Annotated in this window: 15 protein-coding genes; 10 read left to right on the forward strand and 5 right to left on the reverse strand. The window is 46.1% G+C overall.

What is annotated here, in order from left to right; translation table 11 throughout:
* The first annotated feature begins 3 nt into the window (after positions 1-3).
* The 6 genes from WH43_RS14800 (at position 4) to WH43_RS14820 (ending at position 5,274) form a co-directional block, all read left to right on the forward strand.
* Complete coding sequence (locus tag WH43_RS14800) at positions 4-696, forward strand: TorF family putative porin (RefSeq protein WP_053425369.1); 693 nt, start codon at positions 4-6, stop codon at positions 694-696.
* Positions 697-705: 9 nt separating this feature from the next.
* A complete protein-coding gene (locus WH43_RS14805) occupies positions 706-2,820 on the forward strand; it encodes a methyl-accepting chemotaxis protein (protein WP_053425370.1) in 2,115 nt (704 codons plus the stop codon).
* 15 nt (positions 2,821-2,835) lie between these two features.
* Positions 2,836-3,561 carry a substrate-binding periplasmic protein gene (locus tag WH43_RS14810; RefSeq protein ID WP_152342872.1) on the forward strand — a complete coding sequence of 242 codons (726 nt, stop codon included), beginning with the start codon at positions 2,836-2,838 and terminating at the stop codon, positions 3,559-3,561.
* 235 nt (positions 3,562-3,796) lie between these two features.
* Positions 3,797-3,958: a hypothetical protein gene (locus tag WH43_RS20770; protein ID WP_286049789.1), complete on the forward strand. Its 162-nt coding sequence runs from the start codon at positions 3,797-3,799 to the stop codon at positions 3,956-3,958.
* 20 nt (positions 3,959-3,978) lie between these two features.
* Positions 3,979-4,221: a hypothetical protein gene (locus tag WH43_RS14815; RefSeq protein WP_053425372.1), complete on the forward strand. Its 243-nt coding sequence runs from the start codon at positions 3,979-3,981 to the stop codon at positions 4,219-4,221.
* A 219-nt stretch (positions 4,222-4,440) separates the two neighbouring features.
* Positions 4,441-5,274 (forward strand): hypothetical protein, encoded by an 834-nt coding sequence (locus WH43_RS14820; RefSeq protein WP_053425373.1) that lies wholly within the window; start codon positions 4,441-4,443, stop codon positions 5,272-5,274.
* Between the two features lie 96 nt (positions 5,275-5,370).
* Here WH43_RS14820 and WH43_RS14825 read toward each other — a convergent pair whose 3' ends face one another.
* Both WH43_RS14825 and WH43_RS14830 read right to left on the reverse strand, forming a co-directional pair.
* Positions 5,371-7,293 carry an alpha-amylase family protein gene (locus WH43_RS14825; protein WP_053425374.1) on the reverse strand — a complete coding sequence of 641 codons (1,923 nt, stop codon included), beginning with the start codon at positions 7,291-7,293 and terminating at the stop codon, positions 5,371-5,373.
* 105 nt (positions 7,294-7,398) lie between these two features.
* Positions 7,399-7,665, reverse strand: coding sequence for a DUF3081 family protein (locus WH43_RS14830; protein ID WP_053425375.1), 267 nt, complete (start codon positions 7,663-7,665; stop codon positions 7,399-7,401).
* A gap of 82 nt (positions 7,666-7,747) precedes the next feature.
* Here WH43_RS14830 and WH43_RS14835 point away from each other — a divergent pair, with 82 nt between their 5' ends.
* The 3 genes from WH43_RS14835 to WH43_RS14845 all read left to right on the forward strand — a co-directional run bounded on the left by WH43_RS14835 (position 7,748) and on the right by WH43_RS14845 (position 12,132).
* Positions 7,748-8,359 (forward strand): hypothetical protein, encoded by a 612-nt coding sequence (locus WH43_RS14835; RefSeq protein ID WP_053425376.1) that lies wholly within the window; start codon positions 7,748-7,750, stop codon positions 8,357-8,359.
* Between the two features lie 255 nt (positions 8,360-8,614).
* The gene (locus WH43_RS14840; RefSeq protein ID WP_053425377.1) at positions 8,615-10,318 is read left to right on the forward strand and encodes a M28 family metallopeptidase; all 1,704 of its coding nucleotides are present in this window, start codon (positions 8,615-8,617) and stop codon (positions 10,316-10,318) included.
* A 185-nt stretch (positions 10,319-10,503) separates the two neighbouring features.
* Positions 10,504-12,132 (forward strand): M28 family metallopeptidase, encoded by a 1,629-nt coding sequence (locus tag WH43_RS14845; protein WP_053425378.1) that lies wholly within the window; start codon positions 10,504-10,506, stop codon positions 12,130-12,132.
* A gap of 54 nt (positions 12,133-12,186) precedes the next feature.
* On the opposite strand, the gene WH43_RS14850 is transcribed toward WH43_RS14845, so the two are convergent.
* The 3 genes from WH43_RS14850 to WH43_RS14860 are packed head-to-tail and all read right to left on the reverse strand — an operon-like array spanning position 12,187 to position 13,109.
* Entirely contained in the window at positions 12,187-12,459 is a 273-nt protein-coding gene (locus WH43_RS14850; protein ID WP_053425379.1) for a RebB family R body protein, read from the reverse strand.
* Positions 12,460-12,515: 56 nt separating this feature from the next.
* A complete protein-coding gene (locus WH43_RS14855) occupies positions 12,516-12,881 on the reverse strand; it encodes a hypothetical protein (protein ID WP_053425380.1) in 366 nt (121 codons plus the stop codon).
* A 15-nt stretch (positions 12,882-12,896) separates the two neighbouring features.
* A complete protein-coding gene (locus WH43_RS14860; protein WP_053425381.1) occupies positions 12,897-13,109 on the reverse strand; it encodes a RebB family R body protein in 213 nt (70 codons plus the stop codon).
* A 329-nt stretch (positions 13,110-13,438) separates the two neighbouring features.
* Between WH43_RS14860 and WH43_RS14865 the strand changes: the two genes are divergently transcribed.
* Positions 13,439-16,267: a TonB-dependent receptor gene (locus WH43_RS14865; RefSeq protein WP_053425382.1), complete on the forward strand. Its 2,829-nt coding sequence runs from the start codon at positions 13,439-13,441 to the stop codon at positions 16,265-16,267.
* Positions 16,268-16,306: the final 39 nt, after the last annotated feature.

The raw sequence follows: 16,306 nt of genomic DNA on the forward strand, positions 1-16,306 counted from the left end.
TGTATGCAGATCACAAAATTTCTTGTACCGGCTTGCCTGATATTGGGTTTCAACCCATCGGCTCAGGCCAATTTGAGTTCCACTGTTACTCTGACTTCTAACTATTTATTTAATGGTATTACGCTGACTCAGGATGATCCGGCTTTACAACCCAGTCTTGACTGGGTGTCCGATTCCGGTTGGTATCTTGGTACCTGGGGATCCAACGTCAGTTTTGCCGAAAATACCGACCGGGAAGTTGATTTTTATACAGGCTATTACACCGATTTAGGCAACAACTGGGCAATGGATCTTGGCATAGCGCATTACACTTATTATGGCAGCAGCGATAGCAGCGCTTTCGATTATCCGGAGGCTTACATCAAAGTATCTTACAGAGACACTAAACTCAGTTATTGGTATGCCAAAGATTATTTTGGTGCTGGTGGCGGGCATTACATAGTGATGTTGACGCAAAATGTGCAATTAACACAGGACTTGACCTTACAGCTGTCGGCTGATCGTTCCACTTCAACAGATACCAGCAAATTTTTACGTGATAATGACGGCACCTACTATCATTGGCGTCTTGCATTACTGGGTGAATGGTTCGGGGCAAAATGGACAGCTGCTTTTGATGATACCGATTTGGAGCTGGATGATTTAGGTGAACCTACCTTTTCGTTGTCAGTGGCAAAAACATTTAATTGGTTCTAGGTGGCGATGATGCAGTTAAATTCCTTACGTTTTAAACTCACTTTTGGTGTCGCACTGTTACTTTCTATCAGTATAGGCAGCATGGCTTTTATTGGTTGGTATTCAATGACCAGCAGCAATAAATCAGCCGTGACTAAACTCACGCAGTCGGTACGCACCTTAGCCGAACAAATTCTGACCGAAGCAGCACAGCGCACAGCCCTAGAGACCAGTAGTGTACTGGATCGCAACTTTGATACGGCGAAGAACTTTGCGGCTTTATTATCTGGTACAGCACTGGGTAGTGGGCAGACCCCCTACAGTCGCGAGCAAGTGAAGGCAATGGCGGGTCACATCCTCGCCAGCAACACAGGTATTTCATCTTTATACAGTCAGTTTGAACCCAATGGCTATGATGGGGCTGACAGCCAATTCTCAATTGCCAATGATCACAGCTCGAAAACCGGCACTATGGAAATTTACTGGGTACGTGAACAAAATCAGCTGAAGTTTGTGCAAACACCAGATCCTGCAGTGAAATACAAAGAGACTAAAAACGAATTTGGTGTGCGGGAAGCCGAATGGTACCTGTGTAGCCGTGACAGTAAAAAAGCTTGTCTGATGGAGCCTTATTTATGGGAAATAGCGCCGGGTAATCAGGTGTTGTTAACTTCTTTGGTCTACCCCGTAGTGACTCAGGATCAGTTTCGTGGCGTTTCTGGTGTCGATTTAAACCTGCCTGTACTACAACAATTACTGCAAGCTCAGGCTGATTTATTATACGGCGGCAAAGCGCAACTTTATTTACTGAGTAAATATGGCTCAGTAGTGGCCAGTAATAGATTTCCCGACAAACTGGGGCAATCTATTAAAAGCCTGGATGCTGAATTAACTGCTCATCTGGAAAAACAGCAGGCTGGTGTGAGTTTATACAACGGCTCGATGCTGGTAACTCAGCCCATTAAACTCGACAGTACACAATCTGGCTGGACTGTCGTTGTGGCTGTGCCTGAAGTCACAGCCTTAGCGATGGCAACTCAACTGGCAGAGCAACTGAATGCAGATTCTGCTCAAACTACACAAAGTATGATTGGTTTGGGAGTGATCCTGTTATTGGCTTTTGTGCTGTTAATGGCTTTAGGCTTAAAAACGGCGACTGCGCCTATATTGCAAATGAGCATGCTGATGAAAGAGCTGGCGGGGTCGGAGGGCGATTTAACCCGGCAGTTAACTCAAAGCCAGCATCAGGAACTGAATGATATGGCCGATGGCTTTAATCTATTTACGGCTAAATTACGCTCCATGATCAACAACTTAAAAGAATCCTCCAAGCTGATGCAGTATCAATCCGAGCAAATGGTCAAAACCACGGATCAAACCAATAGTTCGGTCAGTATTCAAGCCAGCGAAATTCAGAATGTGGCTTCTGCCATGCATGAAATGTCAGCCACAGCCCATGAAGTGGCTAATCTGGCCGGAAGCACAGCCCAAGGCGCTCAGGAATCACTGGAGGCGTTAACGTCGGCCAATCAGTTGTTTCAGAATACAGTTGAGGCTTTCAAAGCTGTGTCTGTTGAATTTAATCACACCAGTCAAGGTGTTAATGAGGTTGCGCAAAGTAGTCAGAAAATTAACGGCATCATTGATGTGATCCAGGCCATAGCGGAGCAAACGAATTTACTGGCATTAAATGCTGCTATTGAAGCGGCACGGGCAGGGGAGCAAGGCCGGGGTTTTGCTGTGGTTGCTGACGAGGTTCGTTCACTGGCTGCCCGCACTCACAGCTCTACCGACGAAATTAAAAACCTGATCCATGCTTTGCAGCAGCAAGTTTCAGCTGCAGTACAGCAAATTCATACTAATACCGCTAAGGTGATCAGCACTTTGCAAGAAGCTGAAAGTTCGTATGAAAAACTGTCACTGGCCACAGCTGGTATTTCTACCATAGCGGATAACGCGTTTCAGGTAGCGTCAGCGGCTGAGGAACAAAATCAGGTCAGTGAAGAAATTAACCGGAATATTACCGCCATAGATGACGCAACTAAGGCATTGAATCAACTGGCTAAACAAAACCTGCTGATCAGCAAAGAGATTGACAGCATTACCGGAGCCATGGATGCTCAACTGGCGCAATTGCGTTGCTAAGTTGAGGCAAAACGAGTGAAGAAGTGGTTGTTTTTGCTATGGAGTGTATCTGCATCTGTGCAGGCCGTCGTAGCTGAGCCTGTGCGGCTGGCCAGTTTAGACTGGCCACCCTACACAGGACATCAGCTTGAACAGCAAGGTGAAACTTCAATACTGCTGCGGCAAGTCTTTGCGGCTATGCAACTGGAGTTACAGACAGAGTTTTTACCCTGGTCCAGAGCCATTCGCGCCAGTGAAAGCTCAGGCGCTTCATACGCAGGCTATTTTCCAGAGTATCAAACTCATAACCCCAGCTTTATTTTGTCGGATAGTTTAGGCAGCAGCGAGCTGGGGTTTGTTGAATCAAAAGCAAAACCTCTGGGGCCACTCACTGCTGTGTTGCTGCCAAATTTTCAGTTAGGTGTGGTGCAAGACTATGTCAATTTAACAGTGGTTGATCAAATGATTGCCAGAGGCCAACTGACACCCCAACTGGCGTTTTCTGATCGGCAAAACATTCTTAAAGTCGCTTTAGGTCGGCTGGATTTGGCGGTGATAGACCGCAGGGTTTTACTTTATTTGCTTGAGCATGATGCAGAAGTTAAACGTTTGGCGACAGATAAGGTGCAATTTAACGCCAGTTTAACTGAACTAAAAACCTTACATCTGGCATTGCGAAACGAACCAGAACATAAGCTATTGATAGAGAAATTTAATCAATATTTACAAAAGGTTAAAGCTGATTCTGCAGTAACGAATTAAGCTTGGTGGTTTCTGGAATAACTATAGTTTGGCTTTACATCTATTGGTTGAACCTTATATTTTGGATACTTAGTGATGCTATTTTTAGTGGCCAAGGCTTGCTACCAAAGTTAAGGAAAGGAATTCAACCATGAGTAAAACATCAGGCTGTTTAGGTCTGGAAGTTCCTGGCCATGATTTTCCGTTTTATAAGGCTATTCCTGTGGGTTTAACACCAGGCCAATAGGAGCTGTTGATGCTTGCCGTGGCTGCAGGTTTTGCCGCTCTTATTGGTGTAGCTCATCTACTTCAAGGCGATCTCGCCGCTTTTATGCCTGCCATACTTTTTGTTTACATTCCGTTGGGTACTTTGTATGTGCTTAGTGGCACCAGCTTCAAGCTTTATTTTATAAAGTAGGATGGCGGGAACTGCGGCTCATGTTGGGTTTTGCTTTGCTAAATCTGCTGGTCACTTTTTCTGTCGCTCTTATTGTAGAAAATTTCTGGATTACAGAATCCAATCCAGCCTTTGCAAAGCTCAAAGAGGCCTCTAATGATCAACTGGTATTGTTTTATCTGTACACTTTTATCCAGCTGATTGGTGAAGAGCTGTTTATTATTTTGCCTTTTTTGGCGTTGCTCTGGTTTTTGACTAGCTGTCTGCATTGGTCCAGAGGCTAAGCTATTTGTGCTGCCTGGATACTGACGGCGATTTTAACTGTTTAGTAAGTAGTCTGACAGCTATAGGTTAAGATTCTGAACCCTCAGCCATATCGTTAAATATCAGGTGAGAGCAAAGGGCAAGATCTGGTCTTTATAGGGCTAATGTGATCGTAGTTTCTTGACATCCTTTTATTTATCAAATGATAATTAATTTCATTTGAAACATTGGAGGTGGTTTTGCGTAACATTATTGCATCATTTATTTTGGTTTTGGTCCCACTACTTAATGCTGCTGCGGCAGAGATCGTTGCTACCGAAGTTTGCACTGGTTGTGATGTAAATCAAATTAAGCAAAATGCACACAACTATTCGTACCCTCAGCTAGCCAAAATGCAATTAGGTGATCAGATACTTTATCATTCACTGGATTTGAACACCTATACAACTACGTCTGTTCGATTGACTGTTCATGAGATGCCTTTTTTACAAACGACTAAAAAAATCTTTATGCAAGAAGTCGTAGCTACAACTCCAGCTTTAACACAGCGTATGCAAAATCTTAAAGCTGCCGTGGCTGAAGCTACCGATGCAAGCAACAGTATTACTATTCCAGCATCACTTATTTCACACCCTTGGGAATGGGTAAATTGCGCTTATTGCGAAAATGATGTGAACGACTTTTTAAAATCCAGAACTAATATGAATCAGGCTTTGTACAATATCGAAGAAATAGCGAAGGCAATAGGATTATTGAAAAGCAACTTACCTAACACTTATCAAATCGCAATGGAAAACGGAGGTTTTGTCAGAATTAAGTTAAGCGTCGATGCAAATGGCAAACTCTATATCAAAATTTGGCAAGTGGTAGACAAAAATAATAATACGGTACCTCTGATGGCAGTTGGTCTGGCAGGAATGAGGATTAAAGTGGATGGTGATGCCGCGCTAATTAACTACTGGATTAACGCTTTTAGTCTGGGTGTATATGATATTCCAAGGGGAACGGTAACGATAACTGACTGTAAGTCATTACCGAGTTGTGGCAAACCAGGTACCAGTAAAGACGACTGATATTAAAACCTTTATTTAGTGACAACTGGCGGAAGTAGAGGTTACTTCCGCCTGAATCCAAAAAACAAAGTATCAATCAATATCCAACTCAACCCATCAAAACTTCAGCACCACAGACTCCTGCGGAGCCAGTTCGATTTGCACTGAAGCTGCATCGCCTGTCACTTTTAAAGAAGCTTTACGTTCAGATAACAGATCTTTTAGCTCATAATCGCCTTTACCCAGCTGCCATTGTTGCAACAAATCAGCAGGCAATTTCAGCGCAAAACTTGTGGCCGTCGTGGCGAAGTTACTGGCCACTATCACTTTGGTTTTCTCGTTAAAACGAGTGAAAGCATAGGTTTTATCGCCATAACCTGGAGTTGCTTTGTTGATGTTATGCAGCTCCCGGTAAGCGCCGTTAAATACTGCTTCTGTTGCCGATAAGGTCAGTAATCTGGCATAAAACTCACGTAGCTGTTTTTGTTCGGCCGTCAGTTTGCCACCATCAAATTTGCCGTCATTAAGCCAATTCTGATGAGCAGGTACGCCAGCGTAGTCAAAAATAGTGGTGCGGCTTGGGTCGCCAAAACCTGAATCTAAAGCACCGGCTTCCCCTACTTCCTGGCCAAAATACAACATAGTTGGAGAGCTGCTGATTAACGCCGATACCACCATAGCGGGCTTGGCTTTGTTGGCATCACCGGCAAACTCAGGCGCGGCAATACGCTGCTCGTCGTGGTTTTCTAAAAAGTGCAGCATATGGTGTTCAATATCCGCCATACCTTGTTGCACCTGAGCTATGGCATCTGTGCTGCCTTTACCTTGCATCACCAGCTTTAAGCTATCGTACATTTCTACTTTGTCGTACAGATAATCCATTTTGCCGAGGTGAATATAGTCGCGGTACAAGGCCGGGTTATAGACTTCAGCCAATAAAAAAGCGTCCGGGTTCTTGGTTTTAATGCTGGAGTTTAAAAAGCTCCAGAATTCGACCGGCACCATTTCGGCCATATCAAAACGGAAACCATCGACACCTTTATCCAACCAGTAGAAGGCGATATCACGGAATTTCAGCCAAGAGTTAGGCAGGTCTTTACCTTGCCAGAAGGCCGCGTGTTCCTGCACTGATTTATCGGCGTAGTCGGCCGGTAGGCGATCAAAATCGTAGCTGCCATCTGGTTTAACACCGTAGTTTACTTTGACGGTTTCGTACCAGTCGTTAAAGTCAGGCTGAGCTAAACGCGAGCCATTGCCTGTCCATTTCGCCGGATTTTCATCAAATTTGCCGTCAGACAGTGGATGTGCTTCGCCGCCCAAAGGCTGATAGCCATTTAGTGGCTTTGGCACCTGGAACGGCTGGCCAACCACGTAGTAGAAGTTATTGTCTCGTTTGTATTCAACACTGATGTCATCATTGGCACCAAAATCTTCAATGCCGGCAGGTTTATCCAAAGATTTGTAATGCCGTGCCACATGGTTAGGCACTATATCAATAATAACTTTTAAACCCTCTGCATGGGTTCGTTCTATTAGTGCTTCGAATTCCTGCACTCGTTTGGCCGGGTCTACTGCTAAATCCGGATTGACACTGTAATAGTCTTTCACTGCATAAGGAGAGCCGGCACGGCCTTTGACTACATCCGGGTCGTCCAAACTTATGCCATAAGCGCTGTAATCTCTAATCACGGCATGGTGCAAAATGCCGGTATACCAGACATAAGTTGCACCCAGCTCTTTGATGCCTTTGAGTGCAGCTTGGTTAATATCGTTAAATTTACCGACACCGTTTTGTTCTATGGTGCCCCAGGGCTGATTGGTGCTGTTGCTATTGCCAAATAAGCGGGTAAACATCTGATACACCACTACTTTGCCTGCTGGCGCTGCGACAGGCTCACTGGCTGGAACTGGCTTTTCTACAGCTACTTGTTTAGTGGCGGTTTGAGGTTCCACTGGTACTTTACCGCAAGAGGCCACTGCAGCAAGAGCCAGAGCACTGAGCAGCAGGGTGTTGCTTTTGGAGTAAATAGATAGACGCATCTTTGTCTGGTTCCATGTCGTTTTTCCTTATGCTAACACAGCCACTCTGTCAGACTTTTTTCCTGCATACGTTTTCATAAGCTGAGCCTGTAAAGCGCTAATAGCTTATTTCGCCTCTATCCGCTTTAAACGTTGGATAAAGCGCTCTATATGTTCTTCGTCTTTGGCATCTATATGATATTTCTGGTGAAAACCCAAAGTGACAGTGACTTGGTCTGCGACAAAATATAAATCGTAGCCATCAAAACCACTGGCTATGGTCATGCCGTCCAGCTCAAAACCTCTGCCAAATGGCGTATCCACATCAGTGCCTTGTTGTTCCACTTTGCTAAATACTTTCATTAGTAATTTAGCATCTATTAAATTTTGCATTTCCTTTCCTCTGGTTGCCCGGCTTTTGCGTTAAGGCATTTAATAAAGGTATAGTGCGGTTACGAAAAAAAGGAGTCCACGGATGCAAATAACTAAAAAAACATTATTTATCAACGCCTTTTCCTTAACGTCCGCTGTCACAATCAGTCTTGCTTCATGGTCTGTTTCTGCTGCACCAAGCCAGGCGCAACTGCAGTTTTTTGACCAGTTAAAAGCGCTGTGTGGCAAAGCTTTTGCTGGCAAAACCACTCTGGATAATCAGCCAAGCGCTGCGTTTAGTGGCGATATGGTGATGCATGTGCGCGATTGCAGCGACACACAAATTCAGGTGCCTTTTGTCGTTGGTGAAAACCGCTCCCGCACCTGGATTATTAGCAAAACCGACACTGGCCTTAAGCTACAGCACCAACATAAGCATGAAGATGGTACAGATGATCAGTCTACTCTGTACGGTGGCCATACTTCTACAGCTGGTTGGGCTGAAGCTCAGAGTTTTCCGGCAGATGACTACTCAAAAGATTTATTTATCAAAACCAAAACACCACAGTCCGTCGGCAATACCTGGCATATGTACTTATACCCGAACGAGAGTTTCAGCTATCGCTTAACCCGCGAAGGCCGTGAATTTCGAGTTGATTTTGATTTAAGCAAAGCTGTTGCTTTACCAAAAGCCAACTGGGGCGCTGGAAAATAAATCAATTGACGGCGAAATCACCGCTAACGGGGCAAAAGCTGCGATAACTGCTCTGGTCAGTCGCAGTTCGCTTGGTTAGTATCAGAGAGTATTTACACCTAAGAACTCAACCCAAAGTAATTGGAGTTGCAGTGCGGCGACAAGAGCGTGAGGCCCCAGGAGCATAGTTAACCTATGTGACTGGGGCGAGAGCGCGCAGTCAACAAAGCTGCAGCTTCAAGTACGAAGGGTTTAAAATAATAAATCGGGAGTGTTATGAAGCCACAATTTTGGTTTTCAGCCACAACTCTGACCGTGATGGCTGCTTTAACCTTAACAGCGTGTTCTAAACCCGCTGAACAGGAACAAACCGCCAGCACTGCAGCAGTTGAATCTGCCAAAGCCGCCACAGCTTTGGTTGGAACTGAGTTTAACTCAGCCTACAAAGACTACTTAAAAACTCTGGCTTCTGATGAATTTCAGGGCCGTATGCCTGCAACGCCGGGCGAAGAAAAAACCATTAACTACATTTCAGAGCAATTTAAACGTATTGGTCTCAAAGGTATTAATGGCGACAGCTACCTGCAGCCTGTGTCTTTAGTGCGTATTGATCCTAAAGAAGTGTCTGGCCTGAAACTCTCTGGCGATAAGCTTAATGCAGAGCTGAAATACAAAGAGCAAATGATGGCCTGGACCACGCAAGTGACAGAACAGGTTGAAGTCAAAGACAGCGAGCTGGTGTTTGTGGGTTACGGCATAGTAGCGCCGGAATACGACTGGAACGACTATGAAGGTCTGGACGTCAAAGGCAAAACCGTCGTGATGTTTGTTAACGATCCGGGTTTTGCCACAAAAGATCCAAACCTCTTTACCGGCAATGCCATGACTTATTACGGTCGCTGGACCTATAAGTTTGAAGAAGCGGCTCGCCAGGGGGCTGCAATGGCCTTGATTATCCACGAAACTGAACCTGCATCTTACGGCTGGCAGGTGATAGCGGGTGGCTCGCCTACTAAGTTTGACCTGATTAATCCTAATAAAAATATGGATAGATCCAAAGTAGAAGGCTGGCTGACCACTGAGTCGGCGCAGCAGTTGTTTGCTGCTATGGGCACTGACATTGAAACCATGCGCCAAAAAGCACTGAGCAAAGACTTTGCCCCTGTGCCTATGGGCGTAACAGCTTCGGTTTCAGTGAAAAACAATATCAGTGAACTGACGTCAAACAACGTGATGGGGTATATCGAAGGTTCAGAAAAACCGGACGAAGTGGTGCTGTATATGGGCCACTGGGATCACTTGGGTGTGGATTTTTCTAATCCAAAAGACAAAGTCTTTAACGGTGCACAAGACAACGCCAGCGGTACTGCTGCTGTGATAGCTCTGGCCGAACATTTTGCCAAACAGCCGAAGCCAAAACGTTCAGTGGCTTTCCTTGCGGTCACCGCTGAGGAACGTGGTTTATTAGGTTCAGCCTGGTACGCCGCTCATCCTGTGTTCCCACTGAACAAAACTGTTGCCGGTATTAATATGGACGTGATGAATGTCTATGGTCCGATGAAAGATATGGTAGTGGTGGGGCATAACAACTCAGAGCTGGAAAATCTGCTGACGAAATACACCGAACAACAAGGCCGTTATGTCGCGCCTGAGCCAAGTCCTGAGCACGGTTCATTCTACCGCTCAGACCACTTCAATCTGGCCAAAGTTGGTGTGCCAATGCTGTACGCTAAAGGTGGTATCGACAGTTTTGAGCATGGTAAAGAGTGGGGCGCAGCCCAGAAGAAAGACTACAACGTCTGCTGTTACCACAAAGCCGCTGACGAATTTAATGACAGCTGGGACTTACGTGGTGTGCAGCAAGACATGAATCTGTTCTATCAGGTAGGTAGTGAACTAGCCAACTCAGATCAGTGGCCAAACTGGTTTGAAGGCCGTGAGTTCCGTGCTATACGGGATGCATCTCTAGCCGCCAAATAAGTTATCCCCGTCGTTCTTGAAGCCGCAGCTTTGTTGCCGGCGCTCACAGCCCCAGTCACATAGACAGCTATGTTCCTGGGTCTTGCTCGCTTGTCGTCGCGCTGCAACTCCAATGACTTAGGGGATATTCCGGTTAACCGAGCGCAGTGTCAGAGCCAAGGCTCTGACACTGCAAAAGGGGATCTATGAATAAGTTAGCAACCACTTTGGCTTTGGGTCTGGTTTTTAGCGCCAGTGCCGCAGAACCGGCATTAGTTCAAACCGACTTTAACGCTAATTTCGCCCGCTATTTTGAAAAAGTAGCGTCGGATGAAATGCAAGGCCGGGCTCCGGCCACAGAAGGTGAAAAACGCACTGTCGCCTATCTTGAATCCGAATTTAAACGTTTAGGTTTAACGGCTTACAAAGACGGTAGTTACCGTCAGGCTGTACCTGTGGTGCAAATTGACCCTGTGTCCGTCTCCAGCATGACCTTGACTGGCGATAAAACCGCAGCTTCGCTGGTGTACAAAACCGATATGATGGCCTGGTCGACCCGCATGGTGCCAGAGATTAACGTTGAAAACAGCGAAATGGTGTTTGCCGGTTACGGCATAGTGGCGCCTGAATACAACTGGAACGATTACAAAGATTTAGATGTAAAAGGTAAAACAGTGGTCGTTCTGGTGAACGACCCGGGTTTTGCCACTCAGGATCCTGAACTTTTTACCGGTAATGCCATGACCTATTACGGCCGTTGGACATACAAATACGAAGAAGCGGCTCGTCAGGGCGCAGCCATGCTGTTGATCGTACACGAAACTGAAGCGGCCAGTTATGGCTGGAATGTAGTGGCTGGCACCAGCCCGATTCGTTTTGAACTGGCAGATGCCAATAAAAATATGCACAAAGCTCAGGTCGAAGGTTGGTTATCTTTGGACGCGGCCGAACGTTTATTTGCCGCCAATGGCAGCAGCTTAAAACAGATGAAAGCCAAAGCCCTAAAGCCCGATTTTAAAGCCATACCACTGAATGCCAAAGCCAGTATCCGCATTAAAAACAACTTACGTGAAATTGATTCCAACAACGTCATAGGTTTTATTCCTGGCAGTAAAAAGCCGGATGAAGCCGTGATTTATATGGCGCATTGGGACCACTTTGGTCTGGATTTCAGCCGCAGCGATGACAAAATTTTTAACGGTGCTCAGGATAACGCCGGCGGTATAGCAGGATTATTAGCACTGGCTGAGAAGTTTAAACAAGGCCCGGCACCAGAGCGCTCCATTGCTTTTGTGGCTGTCACCGCAGAAGAGCGGGGGTTGTTAGGTTCGCGCTGGTATGCCGAACATCCCCTGTTTCCGGTGAATAAAACTGTGGCCGGTATCAATATGGACATTATGAATGTCTACGGCCCAATGCGTGATGTGATGGTATTTGGTTATGGCAGTTCAGAGCTGGAGCCTATTCTGGGCAAATACGCCAAAGCGCAAAACCGCTACATAGCGCCTGAACCTACACCACAGGATGGGTTTTATTACCGCTCAGACCACTTTAATCTGGCGAAAAAAGGCGTGCCTATGTTGTATGCCCGTGGTGGTATCGACAGTGTAGAGCACGGCAAAGACTGGGGTCTTGCACAACGCAAAAACTACGTGTCTGATTACTACCACAAGGTGAACGACGAGTTTGACCCCAATTGGGATTTACGCGGCTCACAGCAGGATCTATTCCTGTTTTATCAGGTGGGTTTAGAAGTGGCCAACAGCCAAAGCTGGCCTAATTGGTTGCCAGGAAAAGAGTTTAAAGCGATACGGGATCAATCACTGCAGCACTGACTGCTCAGATGAAATTTTCAGGCCACAATTCACTGTGGCCTGAGTTTTACTGGATCAGCTTTTAGAGGCATCCTGCATTGTGGTGACAGCCAGTGCATCAGCCATAGTATCTACGCTATAAATCTGCATAACGCCTTGAGTGGTTGCGGCCTGCGCCAGAATATCCTGTTGCCGCTGATTACTGACCGCGTTCTCAAACAAAATCCCGGTGGAATGAGCCATACTCTGGTACAAAGTTCCCATCGCCATGGCTGGACTTTCAGGCACAACTTTGACATTGCTTTGAGTTACGGCATCTGTGATTTGTTCATTGACTGAAGTAGCCATTTTTATTCTCCTTTATTGAGTTTATTCTTACTACTGTTATTACCATGAGTGTCTAGTTAACCCGTTGTTTTATTATCAAAAGCTGTTGCGACAGCGCTGGCCGCAGCCGTCAGCTCCCGCGCAAAACCTGTTAAACCTTGTAGTGCGTCTGTGACAGCACTTAATGCTGCTTTGCCTTGCTCTGTGGTTGTTTCCTCTGTGGCCAAATGGGCCGCTTTTGCCAAGGCCACGAATAGAAGTTGTTCGCTACCCTGCAAAAAACAGCGCATATCCTCCAGCATCAAAGCCGCGGTCTGGTTGGCCATAAGTCGGCTTGCTGCTGAGGCAAGTTGTGGATTGGTCTGAAGCAATTGCTGGCATACAGCCTCAAAGGGTTCGATACTTCCGGCTGGCTCTGAATGAGGATCTGTTGTGGTTGTCATCTGATGTGGTCCCGTTTAGCTTTTCAGCAGTTGAATAGCCTGAGCCACAATAGCCGGATTGAGCTGATTGAGATTCTGCTGGTTACTAACGGCGTTATGCATCGCAAGCCCTAACGCATGGGCGCTGAGTTGATACAAAGTAGCTATCGCCTGACTCGGTGCATTGCACAGCACTGTCGTATTGGTTTGGGTGACCGCGTCGGTAATTTGTGGATTCACAGTACTCATGGTTTCTCCAGTAGGTGGTGCGGACTGATAAAAGCTGCTTTGTGCCGCTTTTGATCTATGGCTCAAGACCTTGTCACTAAAAGGCGGTCACAGCCGGGCCGTTAAGACTATAGATTGTAGTTGATATAGGTGCAAATCTGCCGTTAAAACTAACAGTTTACCTTCAATCGGAATTTATCTTTCGAGATGAATATTTCTTTGTTTCTGAGTTGACAGTCTATTAATCATACAATAGCATGATTTAAGAAATGATAAAAAAATGCCTCGAAGGTCTGCTGTGTTTTGACTGGGAAGGTGTACTAAAACCACGACAAGGGGAGAAGAAGCTCATGTTTAAGCGATCCGTCTTAAGCAGTGCAGTGTCTATGGCTATTGTATTAGTAAGTCAGCCAGTGCATGCAGCGCAAGAAAATAACAAAGCAGCAGAAGTTGAAATTATTGAAGTCAAAGGTATTCGGGGTAGTCTGAATAAAGCGCTGGGTGTAAAGCGTCACAATGAACAAATTGTGGATGCGATAGTCGCAGAAGATATTGGTAAGTTCCCCGACAATAACGTAGTGGAGTCTTTGCAACGCGTGACAGGTGTGCAGGTGACAAACCGCGCTTCAGGCGAAATTTCGGCTGTCTCCATTCGTGGTTTAAGTGATATTACCACCACAGTGAATGGCAGAAATATTTTCACCGCCTCAGGCACAGCCGTTGCTCTGCAGGATATTCCTGCCAGTTTATTAAAACAGGTGGATGTGTATAAAACCCGTTCCGCCAGTCAAATTGAAAGTGGTATTGCCGGTTCTATTGACGTCAAAACACATCGGCCTTTTGATTTTGACGGTGCTAAGTTTATTGCCAATGCCCGCGGTATTTATACCGAACAAAATGAAGAAATTAATCCAACCTTTAGCGCTTTAGCCAGTAATAACTGGGAGTTGGACTCTGGTCAGTTTGGCGCTTTGGTGAATATCTCCTATTCCAGAATGCGTTACCGCGATCAAAGCGTGACTGCTGGCGCTATGCTGCCCTTTATGACAGAAAATCCGACAGCGCCTTTTACCCCTTACGAGCGTATTTTTCTGGATAAGCCAGGGGTTGCTGAAAATCCTATCTGGCAACCGGGTTTATTAGCGGGTTTACCATCAAACCAGGGCGCTACGTTGGATATCAATGGTGTGGCAACCCCTTATTTACTCAGTCGTGATGCGATATTCCAAAGTGATTTCAGCGGTGAGCGCGAACGTCCTGCCGCCAATATTTCCTTGCAGTTCGCTCCCAATGAAAAGTCTGAGTATGTATTCGAATCCTTTTATAACGGCTTTCGTAATGAAGGTTTTAACAGCCTGCTATTCTCCTTTGCTGATGGTTGGGGTGGTTATGCAGGCATGACACCAGCGCAGGCTGCCGCTGCGGCTAATGTGCAGTTGCATCCTGGCACTAATATTGTCAAATCCCGTTCAGTTAACGACCCTTGGGTTTTTACCAGTGGTGACTTGTCCACAGGCAAAACCGACAGTTACCTGCATGCTTTAGGTGGTAAATGGGAGCTGTCTGACTACATGACGTTAAAATCTGAACTGGTGGTTCAGGACAGTGAATACAACAGTGATTTTTTTGCCATGCGTTTTGTGCGGCCGGGTAACAACTACAAACTGAATGTCGATTTTAATGAAAACGGTGGTATTCCGGGTTTTAACTTTGAAGACAATCCGGCGACTACAGCTGTGGATGAGTCTAGTATGGCGGATGCTTCGGCTTATCGAATCGATGGCATGTACGACAATGCCAATAAAGACGAAGGCGATGCGGTGACTTTTACTTCTGACTTGTCCTATCGTCTTGATGGTTTTTTTACCACAGTAGAAACAGGTGTGCGTTATGACAAGCGTGGCGCGACCACATCATTCAGCCGTCAGGATCGTTGCTGCGGCGGTGAGGTTAATGTAGGCACTATAGACGGGCTGGCATCGATCAATTCAGGATTTATGGACGGTGAAGCCAATGTGCCAACCAGCTGGGCTGTGGCTAATGGCTATTATATCCGTAATAACGCTGACGAGTTCCGCGCTCTGTATGGCATGAACAAACTGGATTTACAGCGCTCCTTTGATATTGACGCCACCACTTTGTCCTTGTATTTGCAGAGCAAGTTTGAAACCGAAGTGGCAGGTCGTGCATTAAACGGTGAAATTGGTGCGCGTTACACGGGCATAGACACAGACTCCACTTTCTATCAGGAAAGCGCGCCTGGAACAGTGCAAAATACTACTGCTGGCGAGAGTAAAACCCGCAAAATTTTGCCTAGTCTGACGGCTCGTTATCAGCTGACGGATGATGTGCAGGCCCGGCTTGCTTACACCGAAACTTTACGTTATCCAGCCTTTGGTGATTTAAATCCACTGATCATCTACAACGAGGATGTCACAGGCATAGGCTATGGCACGGCTGGCGGCGGCAATCCGGATTTGAAACCGACAGAGTCGAAAAACTACGATCTGTCGCTGGAGTGGTATTTTGCTGAAGCCAGTTCTTTGTACGGTACTTTATTCAGACGTGATATTGATGGTTTTGTGGTGGGCTTCCGCCGCTCTGTTACAGCGCCAAAATCAGCAACCGACTCAACCCCTTATAAGTTTGTACTGACGCAGCCTTATAACGCCTCTAATGGCGAGTTGTCTGGGGCTGAAATTGGTCTGGTCTGGTTCCCTGACTATTTACCTGAAGCTTTAGATGGCTTTGGGGTACAAGCCAGTTATACCCGTTTGTCATCTCAACAAACCACACCAGATACGAACAGTGAAGGTGAAATTACCGGCTACAGAGACACCGATCTGTTTGGTGTGTCAGACTCGTCTTACAGTGTGGTGCTGGCATACGATAAAAACGACTTGGGGATGAGATTATCCTACTCCTGGCGCGAGGGATTCCTGTCCAACTATGAAGCGGCTTTATTTGCTAACCCGCTGGAGATGCGTCGTAAATCCGAAGCCAGTATGGATTTCCAGTTAAGTTACAAACTGACAGAGCAGTTTGAAATTACTCTGGATGGCACTAACCTGACCAATGAGCTTTATCAGAGTTACTATGGTAATGACGCGACCACAGGCAATTTCGGCACTGCGTTATACAGCCGTACTTTCGCCTTAGGGGTGCGCTACAGTATGTAAGTGAAGCCCTTGCATCCACCATCAAAACACCGGACTTGT

It is taken from the genome of Rheinheimera sp. KL1 (genome assembly GCF_001275035.1).
Lineage (GTDB): Bacteria > Pseudomonadota > Gammaproteobacteria > Enterobacterales > Alteromonadaceae > Pararheinheimera > Pararheinheimera tangshanensis.

Coding starts and splice junctions, on each gene's coding strand:
- WH43_RS14800 (WP_053425369.1), top strand. CDS start 4: ATGCAGATCACAAAATTTCTTGTACCGGCTTGCCTGATATTGGGTTTC.
- WH43_RS14805 (WP_053425370.1), top strand. CDS start 706: ATGCAGTTAAATTCCTTACGTTTTAAACTCACTTTTGGTGTCGCACTG.
- WH43_RS20770 (WP_286049789.1), top strand. CDS start 3,797: ATGCTTGCCGTGGCTGCAGGTTTTGCCGCTCTTATTGGTGTAGCTCAT.
- WH43_RS14815 (WP_053425372.1), top strand. CDS start 3,979: ATGTTGGGTTTTGCTTTGCTAAATCTGCTGGTCACTTTTTCTGTCGCT.
- WH43_RS14825 (WP_053425374.1), bottom strand. CDS start 7,293: ATGCGTCTATCTATTTACTCCAAAAGCAACACCCTGCTGCTCAGTGCT.
- WH43_RS14830 (WP_053425375.1), bottom strand. CDS start 7,665: ATGCAAAATTTAATAGATGCTAAATTACTAATGAAAGTATTTAGCAAA.
- WH43_RS14835 (WP_053425376.1), top strand. CDS start 7,748: ATGCAAATAACTAAAAAAACATTATTTATCAACGCCTTTTCCTTAACG.
- WH43_RS14840 (WP_053425377.1), top strand. CDS start 8,615: ATGAAGCCACAATTTTGGTTTTCAGCCACAACTCTGACCGTGATGGCT.
- WH43_RS14845 (WP_053425378.1), top strand. CDS start 10,504: ATGAATAAGTTAGCAACCACTTTGGCTTTGGGTCTGGTTTTTAGCGCC.
- WH43_RS14850 (WP_053425379.1), bottom strand. CDS start 12,459: ATGGCTACTTCAGTCAATGAACAAATCACAGATGCCGTAACTCAAAGC.
- WH43_RS14855 (WP_053425380.1), bottom strand. CDS start 12,881: ATGACAACCACAACAGATCCTCATTCAGAGCCAGCCGGAAGTATCGAA.
- WH43_RS14860 (WP_053425381.1), bottom strand. CDS start 13,109: ATGAGTACTGTGAATCCACAAATTACCGACGCGGTCACCCAAACCAAT.
- WH43_RS14865 (WP_053425382.1), top strand. CDS start 13,439: ATGTTTAAGCGATCCGTCTTAAGCAGTGCAGTGTCTATGGCTATTGTA.